The organism is Mycobacterium sp. NPDC050551, from assembly GCF_040674075.1.
In the GTDB taxonomy this organism is placed as follows: domain Bacteria; phylum Actinomycetota; class Actinomycetes; order Mycobacteriales; family Mycobacteriaceae; genus Mycobacterium.
The window spans coordinates 390,643-411,414 of record NZ_JBFARC010000001.1; the positions used below are offsets into that span (position 1 = coordinate 390,643).

Annotated in this window: 19 protein-coding genes and 2 pseudogenes; 20 read left to right on the top strand and 1 reads right to left on the bottom strand. The window is 69.1% G+C overall.

Going from position 1 to position 20,772, the window contains the following annotated elements; genetic code table 11:
* From AB0K11_RS01895 to AB0K11_RS01910, 4 genes are read left to right on the top strand one after another with little or no spacing between them, the layout of a single operon-like run.
* On the top strand, nucleotides 1–612 hold the full coding sequence (locus tag AB0K11_RS01895) for a TetR/AcrR family transcriptional regulator (RefSeq protein ID WP_364971722.1): 612 nt from the start codon (nucleotides 1–3) through the stop codon (nucleotides 610–612).
* Between the two features lie 21 nt (nucleotides 613–633).
* Nucleotides 634–1,872, top strand: coding sequence for an acyl-CoA dehydrogenase family protein (locus AB0K11_RS01900; RefSeq protein WP_364971723.1), 1,239 nt, complete (start codon nucleotides 634–636; stop codon nucleotides 1,870–1,872).
* Between the two features lies 1 nt (nucleotide 1,873).
* Complete coding sequence (locus tag AB0K11_RS01905) at nucleotides 1,874–2,860, top strand: phosphotransferase family protein (protein ID WP_364971724.1); 987 nt, start codon at nucleotides 1,874–1,876, stop codon at nucleotides 2,858–2,860.
* Nucleotides 2,860–3,204 (top strand): DUF6285 domain-containing protein, encoded by a 345-nt coding sequence (locus tag AB0K11_RS01910; protein WP_364971725.1) that lies wholly within the window; start codon nucleotides 2,860–2,862, stop codon nucleotides 3,202–3,204. Before AB0K11_RS01905 ends, AB0K11_RS01910 begins: the two co-directional genes overlap by 1 nt.
* Here AB0K11_RS01910 and AB0K11_RS01915 read toward each other — a convergent pair.
* Complete coding sequence (locus tag AB0K11_RS01915) at nucleotides 3,189–3,827, bottom strand: class I SAM-dependent methyltransferase (protein WP_364971726.1); 639 nt, start codon at nucleotides 3,825–3,827, stop codon at nucleotides 3,189–3,191. The genes AB0K11_RS01910 and AB0K11_RS01915 overlap by 16 nt on opposite strands.
* 197 nt (nucleotides 3,828–4,024) lie before the next feature.
* Between AB0K11_RS01915 and AB0K11_RS01920 the strand changes: the two genes are divergently transcribed.
* The 16 genes and pseudogenes from AB0K11_RS01920 (at nucleotide 4,025) to nuoN (ending at nucleotide 20,772) form a co-directional block, all read left to right on the top strand.
* Nucleotides 4,025–4,561, top strand: coding sequence for a YceI family protein (locus AB0K11_RS01920; RefSeq protein WP_364971728.1), 537 nt, complete (start codon nucleotides 4,025–4,027; stop codon nucleotides 4,559–4,561).
* A gap of 77 nt (nucleotides 4,562–4,638) precedes the next feature.
* Complete coding sequence (locus AB0K11_RS01925; protein WP_264012235.1) at nucleotides 4,639–5,040, top strand: hypothetical protein; 402 nt, start codon at nucleotides 4,639–4,641, stop codon at nucleotides 5,038–5,040.
* A 182-nt stretch (nucleotides 5,041–5,222) separates the two neighbouring features.
* Nucleotides 5,223–5,627: an NADH-quinone oxidoreductase subunit A gene (locus tag AB0K11_RS01930; RefSeq protein WP_364971729.1), complete on the top strand. Its 405-nt coding sequence runs from the start codon at nucleotides 5,223–5,225 to the stop codon at nucleotides 5,625–5,627.
* Nucleotides 5,618–6,172, top strand: coding sequence for an NADH-quinone oxidoreductase subunit B (locus AB0K11_RS01935; RefSeq protein ID WP_264012237.1), 555 nt, complete (start codon nucleotides 5,618–5,620; stop codon nucleotides 6,170–6,172). The genes AB0K11_RS01930 and AB0K11_RS01935 overlap by 10 nt, the downstream gene beginning before the upstream one ends.
* Nucleotides 6,169–6,885, top strand: a complete 717-nt coding sequence (locus AB0K11_RS01940; RefSeq protein ID WP_364971730.1) for an NADH-quinone oxidoreductase subunit C — start codon at nucleotides 6,169–6,171, stop codon at nucleotides 6,883–6,885. Before AB0K11_RS01935 ends, AB0K11_RS01940 begins: the two co-directional genes overlap by 4 nt.
* Nucleotides 6,885–8,225: an NADH dehydrogenase (quinone) subunit D gene (gene nuoD, locus AB0K11_RS01945; protein ID WP_364971731.1), complete on the top strand. Its 1,341-nt coding sequence runs from the start codon at nucleotides 6,885–6,887 to the stop codon at nucleotides 8,223–8,225. The genes AB0K11_RS01940 and nuoD overlap by 1 nt, the downstream gene beginning before the upstream one ends.
* Nucleotides 8,226–8,253: 28 nt before the next feature.
* A complete protein-coding gene (gene nuoE, locus AB0K11_RS01950; protein WP_364971732.1) occupies nucleotides 8,254–9,129 on the top strand; it encodes an NADH-quinone oxidoreductase subunit NuoE in 876 nt (291 codons plus the stop codon).
* The gene (gene nuoF / locus AB0K11_RS01955; protein WP_364971733.1) at nucleotides 9,126–10,451 is read left to right on the top strand and encodes an NADH-quinone oxidoreductase subunit NuoF; all 1,326 of its coding nucleotides are present in this window, start codon (nucleotides 9,126–9,128) and stop codon (nucleotides 10,449–10,451) included. Before nuoE ends, nuoF begins: the two co-directional genes overlap by 4 nt.
* Nucleotides 10,448–12,838: an NADH-quinone oxidoreductase subunit G gene (locus AB0K11_RS01960; RefSeq protein ID WP_364971734.1), complete on the top strand. Its 2,391-nt coding sequence runs from the start codon at nucleotides 10,448–10,450 to the stop codon at nucleotides 12,836–12,838. Before nuoF ends, AB0K11_RS01960 begins: the two co-directional genes overlap by 4 nt.
* A pseudogene (gene nuoH / locus AB0K11_RS01965) lies at nucleotides 12,838–14,010 on the top strand (NADH-quinone oxidoreductase subunit NuoH); the annotation flags it as partial. The gene AB0K11_RS01960 and the pseudogene nuoH, both read left to right, overlap by 1 nt.
* 12 nt (nucleotides 14,011–14,022) lie before the next feature.
* Nucleotides 14,023–14,611: pseudogene (gene nuoI / locus AB0K11_RS01970) on the top strand (NADH-quinone oxidoreductase subunit NuoI).
* Between the two features lie 11 nt (nucleotides 14,612–14,622).
* Nucleotides 14,623–15,450: an NADH-quinone oxidoreductase subunit J gene (locus tag AB0K11_RS01975; protein ID WP_364973627.1), complete on the top strand. Its 828-nt coding sequence runs from the start codon at nucleotides 14,623–14,625 to the stop codon at nucleotides 15,448–15,450.
* Entirely contained in the window at nucleotides 15,447–15,746 is a 300-nt protein-coding gene (gene nuoK / locus AB0K11_RS01980) for an NADH-quinone oxidoreductase subunit NuoK (protein WP_364971735.1), read from the top strand. Before AB0K11_RS01975 ends, nuoK begins: the two co-directional genes overlap by 4 nt.
* A gap of 7 nt (nucleotides 15,747–15,753) precedes the next feature.
* Nucleotides 15,754–17,634: an NADH-quinone oxidoreductase subunit L gene (nuoL, locus tag AB0K11_RS01985; protein ID WP_364971736.1), complete on the top strand. Its 1,881-nt coding sequence runs from the start codon at nucleotides 15,754–15,756 to the stop codon at nucleotides 17,632–17,634.
* Nucleotides 17,628–19,208 (top strand): NADH-quinone oxidoreductase subunit M, encoded by a 1,581-nt coding sequence (locus tag AB0K11_RS01990; RefSeq protein ID WP_364973630.1) that lies wholly within the window; start codon nucleotides 17,628–17,630, stop codon nucleotides 19,206–19,208. Before nuoL ends, AB0K11_RS01990 begins: the two co-directional genes overlap by 7 nt.
* Nucleotide 19,209: 1 nt before the next feature.
* The gene (nuoN, locus tag AB0K11_RS01995) at nucleotides 19,210–20,772 is read left to right on the top strand and encodes an NADH-quinone oxidoreductase subunit NuoN (protein ID WP_364971738.1); all 1,563 of its coding nucleotides are present in this window, start codon (nucleotides 19,210–19,212) and stop codon (nucleotides 20,770–20,772) included.

Here is a 20,772-nt window from a genome sequence, read left to right on the forward strand (position 1 = left end):
GTGGCCACCGACTCGCTCACCGCCAAGGGCCGCCAGACGCGTGGGGCGATCGAGACCGCGGCACGGAAGCTGTTCGCCGAACGCGGTTTTCACGGCACGACGCTGGCCGACATCACCGCGGCGGCGGGCAAGTCACCCGCGGTGTTCTACCGCTACTATCGCGACAAGGAAGACCTGCTGGTCGCGCTGGCGGAGTCCTTCCTGCACGACGTCGTGGTGCCGTCCGGGCTCACCGTTCACCTGCCCGAGTCGGCCGACGACACCGCGTTCTTCTCGGCAGTCGTCACCGGCTACTGGAACATGTTCAAGCAGAACATCGGCATCATGATCGCGGTCAATCAGCTCGCCGACACCAGGCCGCGATTCGCCGACGTGCAGAACGAATTCCGGCGCTTCGGCGTCGACATGGTCTCCGCGACCGTGCGACGCGCGCAGGAGCAGGGCTACGCCGCCGATCTGACACCGGATCACACCGGGGCGGCGATCGCGCTGCTGTTCGAGAACTTCACGGCGGTCTTCCTGCGGCCCAACGGCCTCGGGCTGCAGATCGGCGACGCCGAGGCGATCACCACGCTGTCGACGATCTGGAAGAAGACACTGTACGGGTACTGAGCGCACCAGAGAGGAATCAGAGTGGATTTCGCACTGCCGCAACACCTTCCCGCGCTACTGGAGGAGATGGACGCGTTCGTCGAGGCGGAGATCAAACCGCTGGAGCGCGAACACATCCAATACTTCGACCACCGCCGCGAGTACGCACGCACGGACTGGGACAACGGTGGGATTCCGCGCCGCGAGTGGGAGGACCTGCTCGACGAGATGCGGCGGCGCGCCGACGCGGCGGGCTGGCTGCGCTACGGGCTGCCGTCCCGGTTCGGTGGTCGCGACGGCACCAACATCGACATGGCGGTGATCCGGGAACATTTGGCGCACAAAGGCCTCGGTCTGCACAACGACCTGCAGGACGAGTCCTCGATCGTGGGCAACTTCCCCCAGGTCATCATGATGGACCGGTTCGGCACCGAGGCGCAGAAGGCAGAGTGGATCGAGGCCATGCTGACCGGCGAGCGGTCGATGGCCTTCGGACTGACCGAGCCCAAGCACGGCTCCGACGCCACCTGGCTGGAGACCCGCGCCGTGCCCGACGGCGACGGCTGGGTGATCAACGGCACCAAGCGGTGGAACACCGGGGTGCACCGCGCCACTCACGACCTGATCTTCGCCCGCACGTCCGGGGAACCCGGCCAGGCCCGCGGCATCACGGCGTTCCTGGTGCCGACCGACTCCCCCGGCTTCACCGTGCCGTACTACTGGTGGACGTTCAACATGCCCACCGACCACGGCGAGGTCGAACTGAAGGACGTCCGCGTGCCTGCCGACGCCGTGCTCGGCGAGGCGGACCGGGGCCTGGAGGTGGGCCAGACGTTCCTGCACGAGAACCGGATCCGGCAGGCCGCGAGCAGCCTCGGCGCCGCACAGCACTGCATCGACCGCGCGGTCGCCTACGCCAACTCGCGCAACGTGTTCGGTAAACCGCTGGCCGTCAACCAGGCCGTGCAGTGGCCACTGGTCGAGCTTCAGACCGAGGCGCAGATGGTGCGGCTGCTGGTGTACTACGCCGCGACCGAACTGGATCGCAGCCATCACATGGAGGTCTCGGACAAGGTGTCGATGGCCAACTACCGGGCGAACCGGCTGGTGTGCGAGGCCGCCGACCGGGCCATGCAGGTGCACGGCGGCGTCGGCTACAGCCGCCACGAGCCGTTCGAGCACATCTACCGCCACCACCGGCGCTACCGCATCACCGAGGGCGCCGAGGAGATCCAGATCCGGCGGGTGGCCCAACGGCTCTTCGGATTCGGCAAGCGCTGACATGGCGGGCGGCGACGTCACCACCGATCTGGCCGACGCACTCGTCACGGTGCTGCGGCCGGTGCTCGGCGACACGGTGACGGTGCGCGATCTGCACCGCCTCACCGGTGGCGCCAGCCGCACCACCTGGTCGTTCGACGCGGTCACCGACCGGCCGCAGGCGCTGATCCTGCGCACCGGGCCGCCCGACGAGGTACACGCGGGCATGGAACTGGAGGCCAGGGCGCAGCAGCGCGCGGCTGCCGTAGGCGCACCGGTGCCTCACATCCTCGCCGCGGACAATTCGGTTGCCGCGCTGGGCAATCCGTATCTGATCTGCGGGGCCATCGCGGGTGAGACCATTGTGCGGCGGATCTTCCGCGGCCTCGACGACACCGGGCGCGACCGGCTGCTGAGGCAGTGCGCCCGGGCGCTGGCCGCGATCCATCGCGCGGACCCCGACGGCATCGGCCTGACGCCGGCCGACCCGCTGGCCGAATGGCGTGACCGGCTCGACGAGATGGGCGATACCACCGCGACGTTCGAGTGGGCGTTCCGCTGGCTCGAGGCCAACCGGCCGCCGCCGACGCCACCTCGGCTGGTGCACGGCGACTTCCGGATGGGCAACCTGATCGTCGACGACCACGGGCTGGCCGCCGTGCTGGACTGGGAACTCGTCCACATCGGCGAGGTGCACGAGGATCTTGCCTGGTTCTGCATCCGCGCCTGGCGGTTCGGCGCGCCGGAACACCTCGGCGCGGGCGGACTGGGCAGCGTCGAGACGTTCCTGTCGGAGTACGAGGCCGCGGGCGGAGCTCAGATCGACCGTGCGGCTTTCCGGTGGTGGCTGGCGGTGGCGACACTGCGCTGGGGCGTGATCTGCCGCTTCCAGGCCGAGCGGCATCTCAGCGGACAGACCAGGTCGGTCGAGCTCGCCGCCATCGGCAGGCGTGTCTGCGAGACCGAGTGGGACCTGCTGGAGCTGCTCGAGGGAAGGGGGCCGCGGTGATGCCCGACGCACCGCTGCACGGCCGTCCCACCGCCGCCGAACTCGTCGCCGCCGTCGCGGAATTCCTCGAGCACGACGTGCGCGCGGCCACCGAGGGGCAGGTCGGCTTCCATGCCCGGGTGGCGGCGAACGTGCTGCGCACCGTCGAACGCGAACTGCTCGATCCTTCGGCGGCCGACGTCACCGCAGCGGTGCGTGACCTCGGCTACGACGACGAAGCGCACCTGGCTGCAGGCATCCGGGCAGGCGAGGTCGACGACCGGCCCGCCGAGTTGCTGGCCGCGCTGCGGGTGCTCGTGCGGCACCGCCTCACCATCGCCCATCCCGGCTACGACGCGACGTGACGCACGGTCGCCAACCAGGCCGGCTCCTCGACCCGGGTGCCCACCGGCAGGCCGTACGCCTCGCTCTGCGCCTGGCCGACCACGCCGTGGTAGGTCGCGGTGTCCAGCGCCTCGAGTGTCCAGCCGCCGGCGAATGCGCCACGGATGTCGGCCTCACTGACCTGCGGCCCGAACCCGCGACCGGCGTCCGACAGCGCGAGCACGTGCACCAGCCCGTCGGGACGGCACGCCCGGTGCAACGCGGCGACGTAGCGGGCGCGGTCGGCCACGTCGAACACGTGGAACAGTGCGCTGTCGACGATGGCGTCGTACTGCTGCCGCCCGTCGAGTTCCAGCGCATCGGCCACCTCGAACCGCGCGCTCACGCCCCTGGCCGCTGCGTTGTCACTGGCCGTGCGCACCGCGTGGGGCGAGAAGTCGATCCCGATCACGTCGTAGCCGAGGCCGGCCAGCAGGATCGTGTGCTCACCGGCGCCGCACCCGGCGTCGAGGACCTGCCCCCGGATGAGTCCCCGTCGTTCCAGCTCGACGACCGCGGGCTGCGGGCCGTCGATCACCCACGGCGGGGTCCCCGACCGGTAGGCGTCGTCGAACACGGACCTGGTGGGTGTCACGTCGGGCATTGCCTGGCCTCCTCTGATGCGGAATCCTGCTTGTGACTGCAGTGTGAAACCTCAATAATCATTGAGGTCAAGTCCCACGACGAGGAGGTCGCCATGGCACCGGCACCGCTTCAGGCTGCCGACGACGTGGCCGACCGGCTCTTCACGGCGATCGAAGCCGGGGCGCCGCTGCTCGATCAGCAACCACGGAGGTGATGATGGCCAGCCTGGCAGAACTGCTCGCCAGCCGGCAGGCGGTGGGCGTGTGGACCCTGGAGCCGGACCGGTCCCGGATCGGTTTCAGCAATCGGACGTTCTGGGGCGCCGCGAAGGTGAAGGGGTCGTTCAGCGACTTCAGCGGCGACGGGCAGATCACCGAATCGGGTGCGGTGTTCGGCAGGGTCGACGTGCGCGCGGCCTCACTGAGCACCGGTATCGGTAAACGCGACGCGCACCTGCGGTCCGACGAGTTCTTCGACGTCGAGGCCCACCCCGAGATCAGCGTGGTCGTGACGGCCGCCGAACCACGCGAGACCGACCGTGCCGAACTGCGCGCCGAACTGCGCATCAAGGGGGTCACCCGGCCGATCGAGCTGCCTGCCGTCGTGCGGGTGCTCGACGACGGCGCGATCCGGATCTCCGGTGAGACCACCATCGACCGCACGGAGTTCGGGGTCGACGGCAACCTGATCGGGATGATGGGACCCAAGTCCGGCGTGTCAGCTGATCTGGTGTTCCGCCGAGCCACCACCTGACGACCCAAACACGCCGCAACGCTTTCTGATTCGCCGACCCCACTGCCGGCGTCGGCGGAATCGGTAGCATCTCGCGCATGGCCGAGCCGTCCCGCCCGCTGCGGATCCTGGTGTACAGCGACAACCCGCGCACCCGTGAGGCCGTGCAGCTGGCCCTGGGCCGGCGGATCCACCCGGAACTGCCCGAACTGTCCTACGTCGACGTCGCGACCGGGCCCATGGTGATCAAGCACATGGACGCCGGCGGTTTCGACCTGGTGATCCTCGACGGCGAGGCCAGTCCGACCGGCGGCCTGGGCATCGCCAAGCAGCTCAAGGACGAGATCGACGACTGTCCGCCCGTCCTGGTGCTGACCGGGCGTCCAGACGACGCCTGGCTGGCCAACTGGTCGCGGGCCGAGGCTGCGGTCCCCCATCCCATCGACCCGATCCGGCTCGGTGACGCGGTGGTCTCGCTGCTGCGCACACCGGTGCAGTGAACCGGCACCGACCGAACATCAAAAGAATTGGCGCTCTTGGACCTTGAGCGCGAAGACATGAGCGCTGCGGCGCGCCCACCCATTGGATACCGATACTAACCAAAACGTGTGGCGCGGATCGCAAACATGGCTAGGCTGTGGGTTAGCTCACATCGACAGCCACGAGGGAGCGCTTGCGCGGTATGGATTTGTACACACCGATCCTGGTCTTGGGGGCGATCGCGGCCGCCTTCGCGGTGGTATCGGTGGTGATCTCCATGGTCATCGGCCCGAGGCGGTACAACCGGGCCAAGCTCGAGGCCTATGAGTGCGGTATCGAACCGCTGGCGCCGCCGTTCGAGCCGCGGGCCGTCGGCCTGCACAAAGGCGGGTCGCGGTCGGCGACCGTCCAGCGGATCCCGATCAGGTACTACCTGACCGCGATGTTGTTCATCGTCTTCGACATCGAGATCGTGTTCCTCTACCCGTGGGCGGTGGCCTTCGACAGTCTGGGATTGTTCGCGCTGGTCGAGATGCTGCTGTTCATGCTCACCGTCTTCGTGGCCTATGCCTACGTATGGCGGCGGGGAGGCCTGAATTGGGACTAGAAGAACGGCTGCCGGGCGGGATCCTGCTGTCCACCGTCGAGAAGGTCGCCGGCTACGTCCGCAAGGGCTCGCTGTGGCCCGCCACGTTCGGCCTGGCGTGCTGCGCCATCGAGATGATGTCGACCGCCGGCCCGCGGTTCGACATCTCCCGCTTCGGGATGGAACGGTTCTCGGCGACGCCGCGACAGGCCGACCTGATGATCGTTGCGGGCCGGGTCAGCCAGAAGATGGCGCCGGTGCTGCGGCAGATCTACGACCAGATGGCCGAACCCAAGTGGGTGCTGGCCATGGGGGTGTGCGCCTCGTCCGGCGGGATGTTCAACAACTACGCGGTGGTCCAGGGCGTCGACCACGTGGTGCCCGTGGACATCTACCTCCCCGGCTGCCCACCGCGTCCGGAGATGCTGCTGCACGCAATCCTCAAGCTGCACGACAAAATTCAGCAGATGCCGCTCGGCGTCAACCGGGAAGAGGCGATCCGCGCGGCCGAAGAGGCCGCCCTGGCGGTGACTCCGACCATCGAGCTCAAGGGGTTGCTGCGGTGAGCGACGCCAATGGCAACGGGCACGGCAACGGTGCTGCCAATGGTGACGGCGCCGCCACGCCGGAGGTGATCGGCGTGCGCCGAGGCATGTTCGGCGCCAAGGGCACCGGCGACACATCTGGCTACGGACGGCTGGTGCGCCCGGTGGCCCTGCCCGGTGGCAGCCCCCGCCCCTACGGCGGCTACTTCGACGACGTCGTCGACGCCCTCATCGCCGTCCTCGGTGAGGACGCGTACGCCGAGGCGGTCGAGCGGGTGGTGGTGTATCGCGACGAGCTGACGCTCGAGGTGCGACGCGAGCAGCTACCTGCGGTGGCGCGTGCGTTGCGTGACGATGCCGCACTGCGTTTCGAGTTGTGCCTCGGCGTCAGCGGCGTGCACTACCCCGACGACGCCGGGCGCGAACTGCACGCGGTGTATCCGCTGATGTCGATCACCCACAACCGGCGCATCCGGCTGGAGGTGGCCGCCCCCGACGCCGATGCCCACATCCCTTCACTTTTCGGCATCTACCCGACAACCGACTGGCACGAACGCGAGACGTACGACTTCTTCGGCGTCGTCTTCGACGGCCACCCCTCGCTGACCCGTATCGAGATGCCCGACGACTGGGTGGGACATCCCCAGCGCAAGGACTATCCGTTGGGCGGGATTCCCGTGGAGTACCACGGCGCCGAGATCCCCCCGCCCGACGAGCGGAGGGCCTACCACTGATGCCCACGACCCCGAACCCGCCCACCGACGGCGGTGGTTCCGCGGCAGGCACCGACACCGTCGTCGTCGTCGGCGGTGAGGACTGGAACCAGGTGGTGGCCGCCGCGGCGAAGGCGCAGTCCGGCGAGCGCATCGTCGTCAACATGGGCCCGCAGCATCCGTCCACCCACGGCGTGCTGCGACTCATCCTCGAGATCGAGGGCGAGACGATCATCTCGGCGCGGTGCGGCATCGGCTATCTGCACACCGGGATCGAGAAGAACCTCGAGTACCGCAACTGGACTCAGGGCGTCACGTTCGTCACCCGGATGGACTACCTCTCACCGTTCTTCAACGAGACCGCGTACTGCCTGGGTGTCGAGAAACTGCTCGACGTCACCGATGCGGTGCCCGAGCGCGCCAGCGTGATCCGCGTGATGCTGATGGAGCTCAACCGCATCTCGTCGCACCTGGTGGCGCTGGCCACCGGCGGCATGGAACTGGGTGCGATGAGCGCCATGTTCTACGGCTTTCGGGAGCGCGAACAGATCCTCTCGGTGTTCGAGCTGATCACCGGGCTGCGGATGAACCACGCCTACATCCGGCCGGGCGGGCTGGCGGCCGACCTGCCCGACGACGCCGTGCCCAGGATCCGCGATCTGCTGGATCTGCTGCCCGGACGGCTGCGGGATCTCGAGGACCTGCTCAACGAGAACTACATCTGGAAGGCCCGCACACAGGGCATCGGCTACCTCGACCTGGCCGGCTGCATGGCGCTGGGCATCACCGGGCCGGTGCTGCGGTCCACCGGGCTGCCGCACGACCTGCGCAGGGCCCAACCGTACTGCGGTTACGAGAATTACGAATTCGACGTGATCACCGACGACGGCTGCGACGCGTACGGCCGCTACCTGATCCGGGTCAAGGAGATGCGCGAGTCGATCAAGATCGCCGAACAGTGCCTGGACAAGCTGCGGCCGGGTCCGGTGATGATCACCGACAAGAAGCTGGCCTGGCCCGCCGACCTGAAGCTCGGACCCGACGGGCTGGGCAACTCTCCCGAGCACATCGCGAAGATCATGGGCCACTCGATGGAAGGGCTGATCCACCACTTCAAGCTCGTCACCGAAGGCATCCGGGTACCGGCAGGCCAGGTGTACTCGGCGGTGGAGTCACCGCGGGGCGAGCTCGGGGTGCACATGGTGTCCGACGGCGGAACACGGCCCTACCGGGTGCACTACCGCGATCCGTCGTTCACGAACCTGCAAGCGGTGGCGGCGATGTGCGAGGGCGGCATGGTGGCCGACGCGATCTCGGCCGTCGCCTCGATCGATCCGGTGATGGGCGGGGTGGACCGGTGATGAGCGCTTGCGCGAAGAGGAGGCGGCCGTGACGATCTTCCTGGAACTCGGTCAACGTCCCGACGAAGCGGGTCCGCCCATCCACGGAGCCTCGGCCTATCCGCCCGACGTGGCGGAGAGGCTGACCGCGGACGCGGCAGCGATCGTCGCGAAGTATCCGCAGTCCCGCTCGGCACTCCTACCGCTGCTGCACCTGGTGCAGGCCGAGGACGGCTACCTGACCCCTGCCGGGATCGCCTTCTGCGCGGCGCACATCGGCCTGACCGCCGCCGAGGTCACCGCCGTCGCCACGTTCTACTCGATGTACCGGCGCAATCCCACCGGCGACTTCCTCGTCGGCGTGTGCACCAACACCCTCTGCGCGATCATGGGCGGCGACGCGATCCTGGAGGCGCTGCAGGATCATCTGGACATCCACGCCGGTGAGACCACCGGGGACGGCCGCGTCACCCTGGAGCACATCGAGTGCAACGCGGCCTGCGACTACGCACCGGTGGTGATGGTCAACTGGGAGTTCTTCGACAACCAGACCCCGTCGTCGGCACGCGAGATGGTGGACGGGTTGCGGTCGGGCACACCGCCCGAGCCGACGCGCGGCGCGCCGCTGTGCACCTTCCGCGAAACCGCCCGCACGCTCGCCGGACTCGGGGAACCGCGGGCCGCCGCGGGAGCGGCAGGCGCCGCCACCCTCGCCGGTCTGCACGTCGCGCACGAGCACGCCATGACGGCCCCCGCGCCGACCGCCGCCGAGGACCGGCCACCCACCGGTGCCGCCGGGTCCGCCGCCGCGCCGGACGCCGTGGAGACCACCCGCGACGAACCCGCGCCCGCGCCGTCGGCCACCGTGCCCGCCGAATCCAATACCGCCGAAACCACGCCGCGCGCAACGGAGTCCGACGCATGACGGGCCTGACGCCGGTGCTGAGCCGGTTCTGGGACGAGCCGCAGCCGTGGTCGATGGAGACCTACCGCCGGCACGACGGATACCGCGCACTGGACCGCGCGCTGCGCATGGCGCCCGACGACGTGATCGCGCTGGTGAAGGACTCCGGGCTGCGCGGGCGCGGCGGAGCAGGCTTCCCGACCGGCACCAAGTGGTCCTTCATCCCGCAGGACGACACCGGCGCCGGCGCCAAACCGCACTACCTGGTCATCAACGCCGACGAGTCCGAACCCGGCACGTGCAAGGACATCCCGCTGATGATGACCACGCCGCACTTCCTGGTCGAGGGAGCGATCATCGCCGCCTACGCCATCCGGGCCCACCACGCGTTCATCTACGTGCGCGGCGAGGTGGTGCCCGTGCTGCGCCGCCTGCAGGCCGCCGTCGCCGAGGCCTACGAAGCCGGATACCTCGGCAGCGACATCGGCGGCTCCGGTTACGACCTCGAACTGATCGTGCACGCCGGCGCGGGCGCCTACATCTGTGGCGAGGAGACCGCGCTGCTGGACTCGCTGGAAGGCCGCCGCGGCCAGCCCCGGTTGCGGCCGCCGTTCCCCGCGGTGGCCGGCCTGTACGCCTGCCCCACGGTGGTCAACAACGTCGAGTCCATCGCCAGCGTCCCGCCGATCCTGCTCAACGGCATCGACTGGTTCCGCTCGATGGGTTCGGAGAAGTCCCCGGGCTTCACGCTCTACTCGCTGTCCGGCCACGTGACCAGGCCCGGACAGTACGAGGCGCCGCTCGGCATCACCCTGCGCGAACTGCTCGACTACGCGGGCGGTGTGCGGGCGGGACACACGCTCAAGTTCTGGACCCCCGGCGGGTCGTCGACGCCGCTGCTCACCGACGAACACCTCGACGTGCCACTGGATTACGAGGGTGTGGCGAAGGCCGGATCGATGCTCGGCACCAAGGCGCTGCAGATCTTCGACGAGACCACCTGCGTGGTGCGCGCGGTGCGGCGCTGGACGGAGTTCTACGCCCACGAATCCTGCGGCAAGTGCACGCCGTGCCGCGAGGGCACCTACTGGCTCACCCAGATCTACGCCCGGCTGGAGAGCGGGCAGGCGGTTGCTGAGGACGTCGACAAGCTGCTCGACATCTCCGACGCCATCCTCGGGAAGTCGTTCTGCGCGTTGGGGGACGGCGCGGCCAGTCCGATCATCTCGTCCATCAAGTACTTCCGCGACGAGTACCTGGCCCACCTCGACCCGGCCTCACCTGGGTGCCCGTTCGATCCGCACGCCTCCACACTGCTGGCCGCCGAGGGGGTGGGAGTATGACGCAGACCGCCGAACCCGGCACCGAGGTGCCGCCGGTCGAGATGGTCACGCTGACGATCGACGGCGCCGAGGTCAGCGTGCCCAAGGGCACGCTGGTGATCCGGGCCGCCGAGCTGATGGGCATCCAGATCCCGCGGTTCTGCGACCACCCGCTGCTCGATCCCGTCGGCGCATGCCGGCAGTGCCTGGTCGAGGTGGAGGGCCAGCGCAAGCCGATGGCGTCGTGCACCACCACGGTGAGTCCGGACATGGTGGTGAGCACGCAGTTCAGTTCCGAGGTCGCCGACAAGGCGCAGCGCGGGGTGATGGAACTGCTGTTGATCAACCACCCGCTGGACTGCCCGGTCTGCGACAAGGGCGGCGAATGCCCGCTGCAGAACCAGGCGATGTCCAACGGCCGCGCCGAGACCCGGTTCACCGACGTCAAACGCACCTTCCCCAAGCCCATCAACATCTCCGCCCAGGTGCTGCTGGACCGGGAACGCTGCGTGCTGTGCGCCCGCTGCACCCGGTTCTCCGAGCAGATCGCCGGCGACCCGTTCATCGACCTGCTGGAACGCGGTGCGCTGCAACAGGTCGGCATCGCTCCCGGCGAACCGTTCGCCTCCTACTTCTCGGGCAACACCGTGCAGATCTGTCCGGTCGGCGCGCTCACCGGCACCGCATACCGGTTCCGGGCACGTCCGTTCGACCTGGTGTCCACGCCGAGCGTGTGCGAGCACTGTGCCTCCGGTTGTGCGCAGCGCACCGACCACCGGCGCGGGAAGGTGTTGCGCCGGTTGGCCGGTGACGATCCCGAGGTCAACGAGGAGTGGAACTGCGACAAGGGCAGGTGGGCCTTCACCTACACCGGCCTCGGCGACCGCATCACCACACCGCTGCTCCGGGACCCCGACGGCACGCTGCGGCCTGCGTCATGGTCCGAGGCGCTGGGTGTGGCGGGGGCCGGACTGGCCCGGGCGACCGGCGCGACAGGCGTGCTCGTCGGCGGCCGCGTCACCGCCGAGGACGCCTACGCCTACACGAAATTCGCGCGAATGGTGCTCGACACCAACGACATCGACTTCCGCGCCCGGCCGCACAGCGACGAGGAGGCCCGCTTCCTGGCCGCCCACGTGGCCGGAGCGCCGCGCACCGTGCGGTACGCCGATCTGGAGAACGCGCCCGCCGTCCTGCTCGCCGGCCTCGAGCCCGAGGAGGAGTCGCCGATCGTGTACCTGCGGCTCCGCAAGGCGGCACGCAAGAACGGTCTGCAGGTCCTCTCCATCGCCCCCTACGCGACACGCGCGCTCACCAAGATGTCCGGCCGGCTGATCCGGACCGGCCCGGGTGCCGAGGCCGCCGCCCTCGACGCGTTGACCGACGAACCGCTGCTGCGGATGCCCGGAGCGCTGATCCTGGTCGGGGAGCGCCTGGCGGCGGCGCAAGGGGCGCTGTCCGCGGCGACCAGGCTGGCCTCCGCCACCGGGGCGCGGCTGGCGTGGATTCCGCGTCGGGCCGGCGAACGCGGCGCCGTCGAGGCGGGAGCGCTGCCCAACCTGCTCCCCGGCGGGCGTCCGGTCGACGACCCGCAGGCGCGGGCACAGACGGCGGCGGCATGGAACATCTCCGCACTGCCCGCCGCGACCGGACGCGACACAACGGCGATCCTCGATGCGGCGGGCGCGGGCGGTCTGGGCGCCGTCCTCGTCGGCGGCGTCGAGGTGGCCGACCTGCCCGACCCGGACGCCGCCATGGCGGCCCTGCGCGCCGCACCGTTCGTGGTGAGTCTCGAACTGCGTGAGAGCGCGGTCACCGCGATCGCCGACGTGGTCTTCCCCGTGGCCCCGGTCGTGGAGAAGTCGGGCTCGTTCGTCAACTGGGAAGGGCGGCAACGTCCGTTCCCCGCCGCGCTGCCGACCAACGCGAACGCCGACCGCAGGGTGCTGCACATCCTCGCCGACGAGATGGGTGTCGACCTCGGACTACCCACGGCGGAGGCCGCCGCGGAAGAGATGGCGCAACTCGGCCTGTGGGCCGGCGCGCGGCCGGCCGGTCCGGACGAGGCCACCCTGCCCTCCCCCGCACCGGAAGCGGGGCAGGCGGTGCTGGCCAGCTGGCGCATGCTGCTCGACGCGGGCCGACTGCAGGACGGGGAACCGCACCTGGCCGGCACCGCACGCCCACCCGTGGTCCGGATGTCGGCCGCGACCGCCGCCGAGATCGGCTGCGCCGAGGGCGATCCGGTGCTCGTGGGCACCGACCGCGGCGACGTCGTGCTACCGCTGGCCGTCACCGACATGGACGACCGGGTGGTGTGGCTGCCGGCGAACTCCCCCGGCGCGCCCCTGCATCAGCGCCTCGGAGTCGGCGCCGGCGCCGTGGTGACGATCGGCCGGGCCACCTGATGATCCACCCCGACCCGACCCTGTTCGGCCACGACCCGTGGTGGCTGATCCTCGCCAAGGCGGTCGGCGTCTTCGCCTTCCTCCTGCTGACGGTCCTGGCGGCGATCCTCATCGAACGCAAGGTGCTCGGCCGCATGCAGATGCGCTTCGGGCCCAACCGGGTCGGACCGAAGGGCCTGCTGCAGTCGCTCGCCGACGGCATCAAGCTGGCGCTCAAGGAGGGCCTCACCCCGGCCGGGGTGGACAAGCCGATCTACCTGCTCGCGCCGGTGATCGCGACGGTGCCCGCATTCCTCGCCTTCGCCGTGATCCCGATGGGCGGAGCGGTGTCGGTGTTCGGCCACCGCACGGCCCTGCAACTGACCGACCTGGCCGTCGCGGTGCTCTACATCCTCGCCGTCACCTCGATCGGCGTGTACGGAATCGTGTTGGCCGGCTGGGCATCCGGGTCCACCTACCCGCTTCTGGGCGGACTGCGATCGAGCGCCCAGGTGGTGTCCTACGAGATCGCGATGGCCCTGTCGTTCGCGGCGGTGTTCCTCTACGCGGGCACCATGTCCACCTCCGGCATCGTGGCCGCCCAGGACCGCACCTGGTTCGTGTTCCTGCTGCTGCCTTCATTTCTCGTCTATGTCACCTCGATGGTCGGCGAGACGAACCGGGCGCCGTTCGACCTGCCCGAGGCCGAGGGGGAACTGGTCGGCGGGTTCCACACCGAGTACTCGTCACTGAAGTTCGCCATGTTCATGCTCGCCGAGTACGTCAACATGACGACCGTCTCCGCGCTGGCCACCACGATGTTCCTCGGCGGCTGGCACGCCCCGTGGCCGATCAGCATCTGGGACGGCGCCAACACCGGCTGGTGGCCCCTGCTCTGGTTCACCGCCAAGGTGTGGGCCTTCCTGTTCCTCTACATCTGGCTGCGAGGCACGCTGCCGCGACTGCGCTACGACCAGTTCATGGCCATCGGCTGGAAGGTGCTCATCCCGGTGTCGCTGGCCTGGATCATGGTGGTGGCCACGGCCCACAGCCTGCGCGTGCACGGCGAAGGGGCGTGGGCGACCGCCCTGCTCATCGGCGGCACGATCGCCACCCTGCTGCTCGCCAGGGCGCTGTGGCGGGCGCAGCGGCCCGGCACCGAACGATTCGTCGCCGACCCGGTCGCGGGCCCGGATTCGTTCCCGGTGCCGCCGTTGCCCCACGAACGTGCCGCAGCGACGGTCCAGTCCACACCCAAGGAGAAGACCGATGCCTAAGCTCTGGGACGCCGTCGCCGGATTCGCGGTCACCTTCACGACGATGTTCAAGAAGCCGATCACCGAGGAGTATCCGGAGAAGCCCGGCCCGGTCGCCCCGCGGTATCACGGCCGCCACCAGCTCAACCGTTACGCCGACGGCCTCGAGAAGTGCATCGGCTGCGAACTGTGCGCATGGGCCTGCCCCGCCGACGCCATCTACGTGGAGGGCGCGGACAACACCGAGGCCGAACGGTTCTCGCCGGGTGAGCGGTACGGCCGGGTGTACCAGATCAACTACCTGCGGTGCATCGGGTGCGGCCTGTGCATCGAGGCGTGCCCCACCCGGGCGCTGACGATGACCAACGAGTACGAGATGGCCGACGACAACCGCGCCGATCTGATCTGGGGCAAGGACAAGCTGCTTGCGCCGATGCAGCCCGGGATGACGCCGCCGCCGCACGCGATGGCTCCCGGCGCCACCGACGACGACTACTACCTCGGCCGGATCGCGCCCGTCCCGGAGATCACCACGTGACCGATGCCGTGATGCTGCTCGCCGCCGAGGGCGCCACCCGCACCACCACCACCGAGGCCGTCATGTTCTGGGTGCTCGGCACGATCGCGGTGATCGGCGCGGTCGGGGTGGTGGCCGCACCGAAAGCCGTCTACTCCGCGGTGTCCCTGGCAGGCACGATGATCGTGCTGGCCATGCTGTACATCGCCCAGGACGCGCTGTTCCTCGGCGTCGTGCAGGTGGTGGTCTACACCGGTGCGGTGATGATGCTGTTCCTGTTCGTGCTGATGCTGATCGGCGTCGACCTGTCCGAGTCGCTGGTGGAAACGCTTCGTGGACAACGGGTCGCGGCGATCGCGGTCGGACTAGGCTTCGGTGTCCTGCTCATCGCAGGCATCGGCAGCGTGTCGACCACCGGGTTCGCCGGACTCACCGAGTCGTCGGGCCAATCCGCAGGATCCTTGGCCGAAGCCAACGCGGGCGGCAACGTGGAGGGGCTGGCCGCCCTGATCTTCACCCGCTACCTGTGGGCCTTCGAACTGACCGGCGCGCTGCTCATCACCGCGGCGCTCGGCGCCATGGTGCTGGCCCACCGCGAGCGCTTCGAGCATCGGAAAACCCAGCGCGAGCTGGCGATCGAACGCTTCCAGACCGGCGGGCACGCGACGCCGATGCCCAACCCCGGCGTGTACGCCCGGCACAACGCCGTCGACATGCCGGGCCGGCTGCCGGACGGCTCGGCCTCCGAATCGTCGGTCAGCGCGATCCTGCAGCGGCGCCCCGTGCCCACGATGGACGACGCACCGGTCGACGGCAACGGCAGGAACGGTCACGCCAACGGCAGGAACGGTCGTCGATGAACCCCGACAACTACCTGTACCTGTCGGCGCTGCTGTTCACGATCGGCGCATCCGGAGTGCTGTTGCGCCGCAACGCGATCGTCATGTTCATGTGCGTGGAGCTGATGCTCAATGCCGCGAACCTCGCGTTCGTCGCGTTCTCCCGGATGCACGGCCACCTCGACGGCCAGGTGGTGGCGTTCTTCACCATGGTGGTCGCGGCCTGCGAGGTGGTGATCGGCCTGGCGATCATCATGACCATCTTCCGCTCCCGCCGCTCGGCCTCGGTCGACGACGCCAGTCTGCTGAAGAACTAGGCCCGCCATGACACTTCCGGTATGGCTGCTCATCGCCCTCCCGTTGGCGGGCGCCGCGGTTCTGTTGCTGTCCGGCAGGCGCACCGACCGGTGGGGACATCTACTGGGTTGCGCGGCGTCGATCGCATCCTTCGCCGTCGGCGCCGTGTTGTTCGCCGGCATGCTCGGCCGGGGCGCCGAGGACCGCGCGGTGGTCGAGACGCTGTACTCCTGGGTGCCCGTCGCCGGCCTGCAGGTCGACTTCGGGCTGCAGCTCGACCAGCTGTCGATGTGTTTCGTGCTGCTGATCACCGGCGTCGGCTCGTTGATCCACGTCTACTCCATCGGCTACATGGCCGAGGACCCGCAACGGCGCCGATTTTTCGCGTACCTGAACCTGTTCCTGGCCGCCATGCTGCTGCTGGTGCTCGCCGACAACTACCTCGGGCTCTACATGGGCTGGGAGGGCGTCGGTCTGGCGTCGTATCTGCTCATCGGATTCTGGTCGCACAAGCCCTCGGCGGCCGCCGCGGCCAAGAAGGCGTTCGTGGTCAACCGGGTCGGCGACATGGGCCTTGCGATCGCGCTGATGATCATGTTCGCCACCGTCGGCTCGGTCTCGTTCGCGACGGTGTTCGCGGGCGCCGAGGAACTCGGTGACGGCATGCTCACCGCCGTAGGGCTGATGCTGCTGCTCGGCGCGTGCGGCAAATCCGCCCAGGTGCCGCTGCAGTCCTGGCTCGGTGACGCCATGGAGGGCCCCACCCCGGTGTCAGCGCTGATCCACGCCGCCACCATGGTCACCGCGGGTGTGTACCTGATCGTGCGGTCCGGACCCATCTTCGACCTCGCCCCCACCGCACAACTCGGCGTGGTGATCGTCGGCGCGATCACCCTGCTCTTCGGCGCGATCATCGGCTGCGCGAAGGACGACATCAAGAAGGCGCTCGCCGCGTCGACGATGAGCCAGATCGGCTACATGGTGCTCGCCGCCGGACTCGGTCCCGCCGGGTACGCGTTCGCGATCATGCACCTGCTCACCCACGGCTTCTTCAAGGCCGGGCTGTTCCTTGGCGCCGGTTCGGTGATGCACGCCATGGACGACGAGGTGGACATGCGCCGCTACGGCGGGCTGCGCACCGCCTTGCCCATCACCTTCGCGACCTTCGGGCTGGGATACCTGGCCATCATCGGGATCCCGCCGCTGGCCGGGTTCTTCTCCAAGGACGGCATCATCGAGGCCGCCCTCGGTGCGGGCGGCGCCAAGGGCATCATCCTGGGTGGCACGGCGATCCTCGGCGCAGGAATCACAGCGTTCTACATGACCCGGGTGATGCTGATGACGTTCTTCGGTGAGCGGCGCTGGGCGGCCCACGCCCATCCGCACGAGGCGCCGAAGGTGATGACGTGGCCGATGATCCTGCTCGCGGTCGGTTCGGTGGGCTCCGGCGCGCTGTTCGCGATCGGCGGCACGCTCGAACACTGGCTCGAACCCGTCGTGGGCAGCCACGAGATCCATCACGTGGCACCGGTGTGGGTGGTCACCTCGATCATCCTCGGCGTGGTGGCCGTTGGTATCGCGGTGGCCGTGCGCGCCTACGGCACCCGGCCGGTGCCCGCGGAAGCGCCTGCCGGATCGGCTCTCACCGTGGCGGCCCGGCGTGATCTCTACGGCGACGCCGTCAACGAGGCGGTGTTCATGCGCGGTGGACAGGTGGTGACCCGGGCGATGGTCGACGTCGACGACAGGGGCGTCGACGGCGCCGCCACGGGATTGGCCGCCGGGGTCGGCAGGACCTCGGATGCACTGCGGCAGTGGCAGACCGGATTCGCGCGATCGTATGCGCTGTCGATGCTCGCCGGCGCGGCCCTGGTGATCGGCATGATCATGGCGGTGCGGGTCTGGTGAGCGCCTTTCCGTGGCTGAGCGCGCTGTGGGCGGTGCCGATCCTGGGCGCGGGCGCCGTGATGCTGGTGCCTGCGACCCGCAGGACGCTGGCCAAGTGGGTGGCGCTGGCCGTCGCGGTGGCCGCGCTGGTGTTGACCGCCGTGATCGCGGTCCGCTTCGATCCGGCCGGCGCGCAGTACCAGTTCGTCGAATCACGCCGGTGGATCCCGTCGTTCGGCACCGGATACATCCTCGGCGTCGACGGCATCGCGCTGGCCCTCGTGGTGCTGACCGCGGTGCTGGTGCCGCTACTGATCGTCGCCGGCTGGAACGACGCGGGCGCGCAACGCCGCTCGGTGCACACCTACCTCGCGTTGACCCTGGCCGTCGAGGGCATGGTCTTCATGTCGCTGGTCGCGCTCGACGTGCTGCTGTTCTACGTGTTCTTCGAGGCGATGCTGATCCCGATGTACTTCCTGATCGGCGGCTTCGGCGGCGAGAACCGCTCCGGGGCGGCGGTGCGGTTCCTGCTGTACAACCTGTTCGGCGGGCTGATCATGCTGGCCGCGGTGATCGGTCTTTACGTGGCGACCGCGGGCAGCGACGCCTTCGACGCGGGCACCTTCGACTTCCGCGCCATCGTCGCCGCGGTGTCGTCCGGCGAGTTCGCCCCCAGCGCCGCGGTACTGAACCTGCTGTTCCTGGGGTTCATGTTCGCCTTCGCCGTCAAGGCGCCCCTGTGGCCGTTCCACCGCTGGTTGCCCGACGCGGCGGTGCAGGCCACGCCGGCCAGTGCCGTGCTGATGATGGCGGTGATGGACAAGGTCGGCACCTTCGGGATGCTGCGCTACTGCCTGCAGTTGTTCCCCGACGCGTCGACGCTGTTCCGGCCCGTGGTGATCACCCTGGCGGTGATCGGCATCGTCTACGGCGCGATCCTGGCGATCGGTCAGACCGACGTCATGCGGTTGATCGCCTACACGTCGATCTCGCACTTCGGCTTCATCATCCTCGGCATCTTCGTGATGACCAGTCAGGGTCAGTCGGGGTCGACGCTGTACATGGTCAACCACGGCATCTCCACCGCGGCGCTGTTCCTCATCGCGGGATTCCTGGTGTCGCGCCGCGGTTCCCGCCTGATCGACGCCTACGGCGGTGTGCAGAAGGTGGCGCCGGTGCTGGCGGGCACCTTCCTGGTGTCCGGGCTGGCCACGCTGTCCCTGCCCGGCCTGGCCCCGTTCATCAGTGAATTCCTGGTGCTGATCGGCACGTTCACGCGATATCCGGTGCTCGCGGTGATCGCCGCGACCGCGCTGGTGCTGTCGGCGGTCTACATCCTGTGGATGTACCAGCGGATGATGACCGGTCCGGTGCCCGACGATCTGGCCGACGGCGCCCACCGGATCCGCGACCTGGCGCCCCGGGAACTCGTCGTCGTCACACCTCTGATCGCGCTGCTGCTGCTGCTCGGCGTCTACCCGAAACCGGCGCTGGACGTGATCAACCCGGCGGTCGAGCACACGCTGACCACGATCGACCAGCGCGATCCGGCTCCGAGCGTCGCTGTCTCGACCGAAGCCGAAGGGGGTCGCTGACATGCCCACGCCGAGCGTCGAATACGGCCTGCTGTCGCCCATGCTGATCGTGCTCGGCGCGGCCGTCCTCGGCGTTCTCCTCGAGGCGTTCCTGCCCCGGCGCAGCCGCTACGGGGCCCAGGTCGCACTGGCCCTCGGCGCGCTCATCGCGGCGCTCGTCGCGGTGGTCGTGTTGGCGCGCAGACACACCGAGAGCCAGGCGGTGATGGGCGCCGTCGTGGTGGACGCCCCCGCGCTGTTCCTGCAGGGCACCGTGCTGCTGGTGGCCCTGCTGGGCGTCCTGCTCATCGCCGAGCGCCGGATCCCCAGTCGCACCGAAACCGGTGAGGCGACAGGCGGACTCGACTCCTTCACGCCGCAGGCGTCGGCGATCACCGGGAGCGTCGCCGAGCAACTGGCCACCAAGGCGGGGGTGATCCAGACCGAGGTGTTCCCGCTGACGATGTTCGCCGTCGGTGGCATGCTGCTGTTCCCGGCCGCCGACGACCTGCTCACCATGTTCATCGCGCTGGAGGTGCTGTCACTGCCGCTGTACCTGCTGTGCGGACTGGCGCGGCGGCGACGGCAGCTGTCACAGGAAGCCGCGTTGAAGTACTTCCTGCTCGGCGCCTTCTCCTCGGCGTTCTTCCTCTACGGCGCGGCCATGCTGTACGGCTACGCCGGAACGCTGGACCTGCGCGGCATCGCCGCCGTCGTCTCCGACGGAACCGGACCGACATCGCTCGCCCTGCTCGGCACCGGCCTGCTGCTGGTCGGCGTGTTGTTCAAGGTGGGTGCGGTGCCGTTCCACTCGTGGATCCCCGACGTGTACCAGGGCGCGCCGACCCCGGTGACCGCGTTCATGGCGGCGGCCACCAAGATCGCCGCATTCGGGGCGATGTTGCGCATCTTCTACGTCGCGCTGCCCGAATTGCGCGACGACTGGCGGCCGGTGCTGTGGGCGATCGCCATCCTCACCATGGTGGTCGGCACGGTCACCGCCGTCACGCAGATCGACGTCAAACGCATGCTGGCCTACTCGGCCGTCGCGCATTCGGGTTTCATCCTGACCGGCGTGATCGCCGAGAACCGGGCTGGTCTGTCCTCGACGCTGTTCTACCTGTTCGCCTACGGATTCAGCACACTCGGCGCGTTCGCAGTGGTGGCCCTGGTGCGCGACGCCGACGGTGAGGAGGAGACGGCGATGGCCCGCTGGGCCGGGCTGGGCCGGCGGTATCCGCTTGTCGGAGTTGTGTTCTCGCTGTTCCTGCTCGCCTTCGCCGGCATTCCGCTCACCAGTGGATTCGTCAGCAAGTTCGCCGTGTTCAAGGCGGCGGGCGAGGGTGGCGCGATCCCGCTGGTGATCGTCGGCGTGGTCGCCAGCGCCATCGCCGCGTACTTCTACGTCCGGGTGATCGTGTTGATGTTCTTCACCGAACCCCCCGACGACGCACCGGAGGTGTTGGTGCCCAGCGGCCTGACGACGGCAGCGGTGACCGTCACGGCCGCCGTCACCCTCGCCCTCGGCGCGCTGCCGCAGCCCCTGCTCGATCTGGCCGACAGCGCCGACCAGTTCCTGCGCTGA

Excerpts from the sequence above, each read along its gene's own strand:
- nuoN (WP_364971738.1), top strand. The coding sequence starts at position 19,210 with ATGCCCACGCCGAGCGTCGAATACGGCCTGCTGTCGCCCATGCTGATC.
- nuoD (WP_364971731.1), top strand. The coding sequence starts at position 6,885 with ATGCCCACGACCCCGAACCCGCCCACCGACGGCGGTGGTTCCGCGGCA.
- AB0K11_RS01930 (WP_364971729.1), top strand. The coding sequence starts at position 5,223 with ATGGATTTGTACACACCGATCCTGGTCTTGGGGGCGATCGCGGCCGCC.
- nuoL (WP_364971736.1), top strand. The coding sequence starts at position 15,754 with ATGACACTTCCGGTATGGCTGCTCATCGCCCTCCCGTTGGCGGGCGCC.
- AB0K11_RS01960 (WP_364971734.1), top strand. The coding sequence starts at position 10,448 with ATGACGCAGACCGCCGAACCCGGCACCGAGGTGCCGCCGGTCGAGATG.
- AB0K11_RS01905 (WP_364971724.1), top strand. The coding sequence starts at position 1,874 with ATGGCGGGCGGCGACGTCACCACCGATCTGGCCGACGCACTCGTCACG.
- AB0K11_RS01915 (WP_364971726.1), bottom strand. The coding sequence starts at position 3,827 with ATGCCCGACGTGACACCCACCAGGTCCGTGTTCGACGACGCCTACCGG.
- nuoK (WP_364971735.1), top strand. The coding sequence starts at position 15,447 with ATGAACCCCGACAACTACCTGTACCTGTCGGCGCTGCTGTTCACGATC.
- AB0K11_RS01910 (WP_364971725.1), top strand. The coding sequence starts at position 2,860 with ATGCCCGACGCACCGCTGCACGGCCGTCCCACCGCCGCCGAACTCGTC.
- AB0K11_RS01925 (WP_264012235.1), top strand. The coding sequence starts at position 4,639 with ATGGCCGAGCCGTCCCGCCCGCTGCGGATCCTGGTGTACAGCGACAAC.
- AB0K11_RS01920 (WP_364971728.1), top strand. The coding sequence starts at position 4,025 with ATGGCCAGCCTGGCAGAACTGCTCGCCAGCCGGCAGGCGGTGGGCGTG.
- AB0K11_RS01975 (WP_364973627.1), top strand. The coding sequence starts at position 14,623 with ATGCTGCTCGCCGCCGAGGGCGCCACCCGCACCACCACCACCGAGGCC.
- nuoF (WP_364971733.1), top strand. The coding sequence starts at position 9,126 with ATGACGGGCCTGACGCCGGTGCTGAGCCGGTTCTGGGACGAGCCGCAG.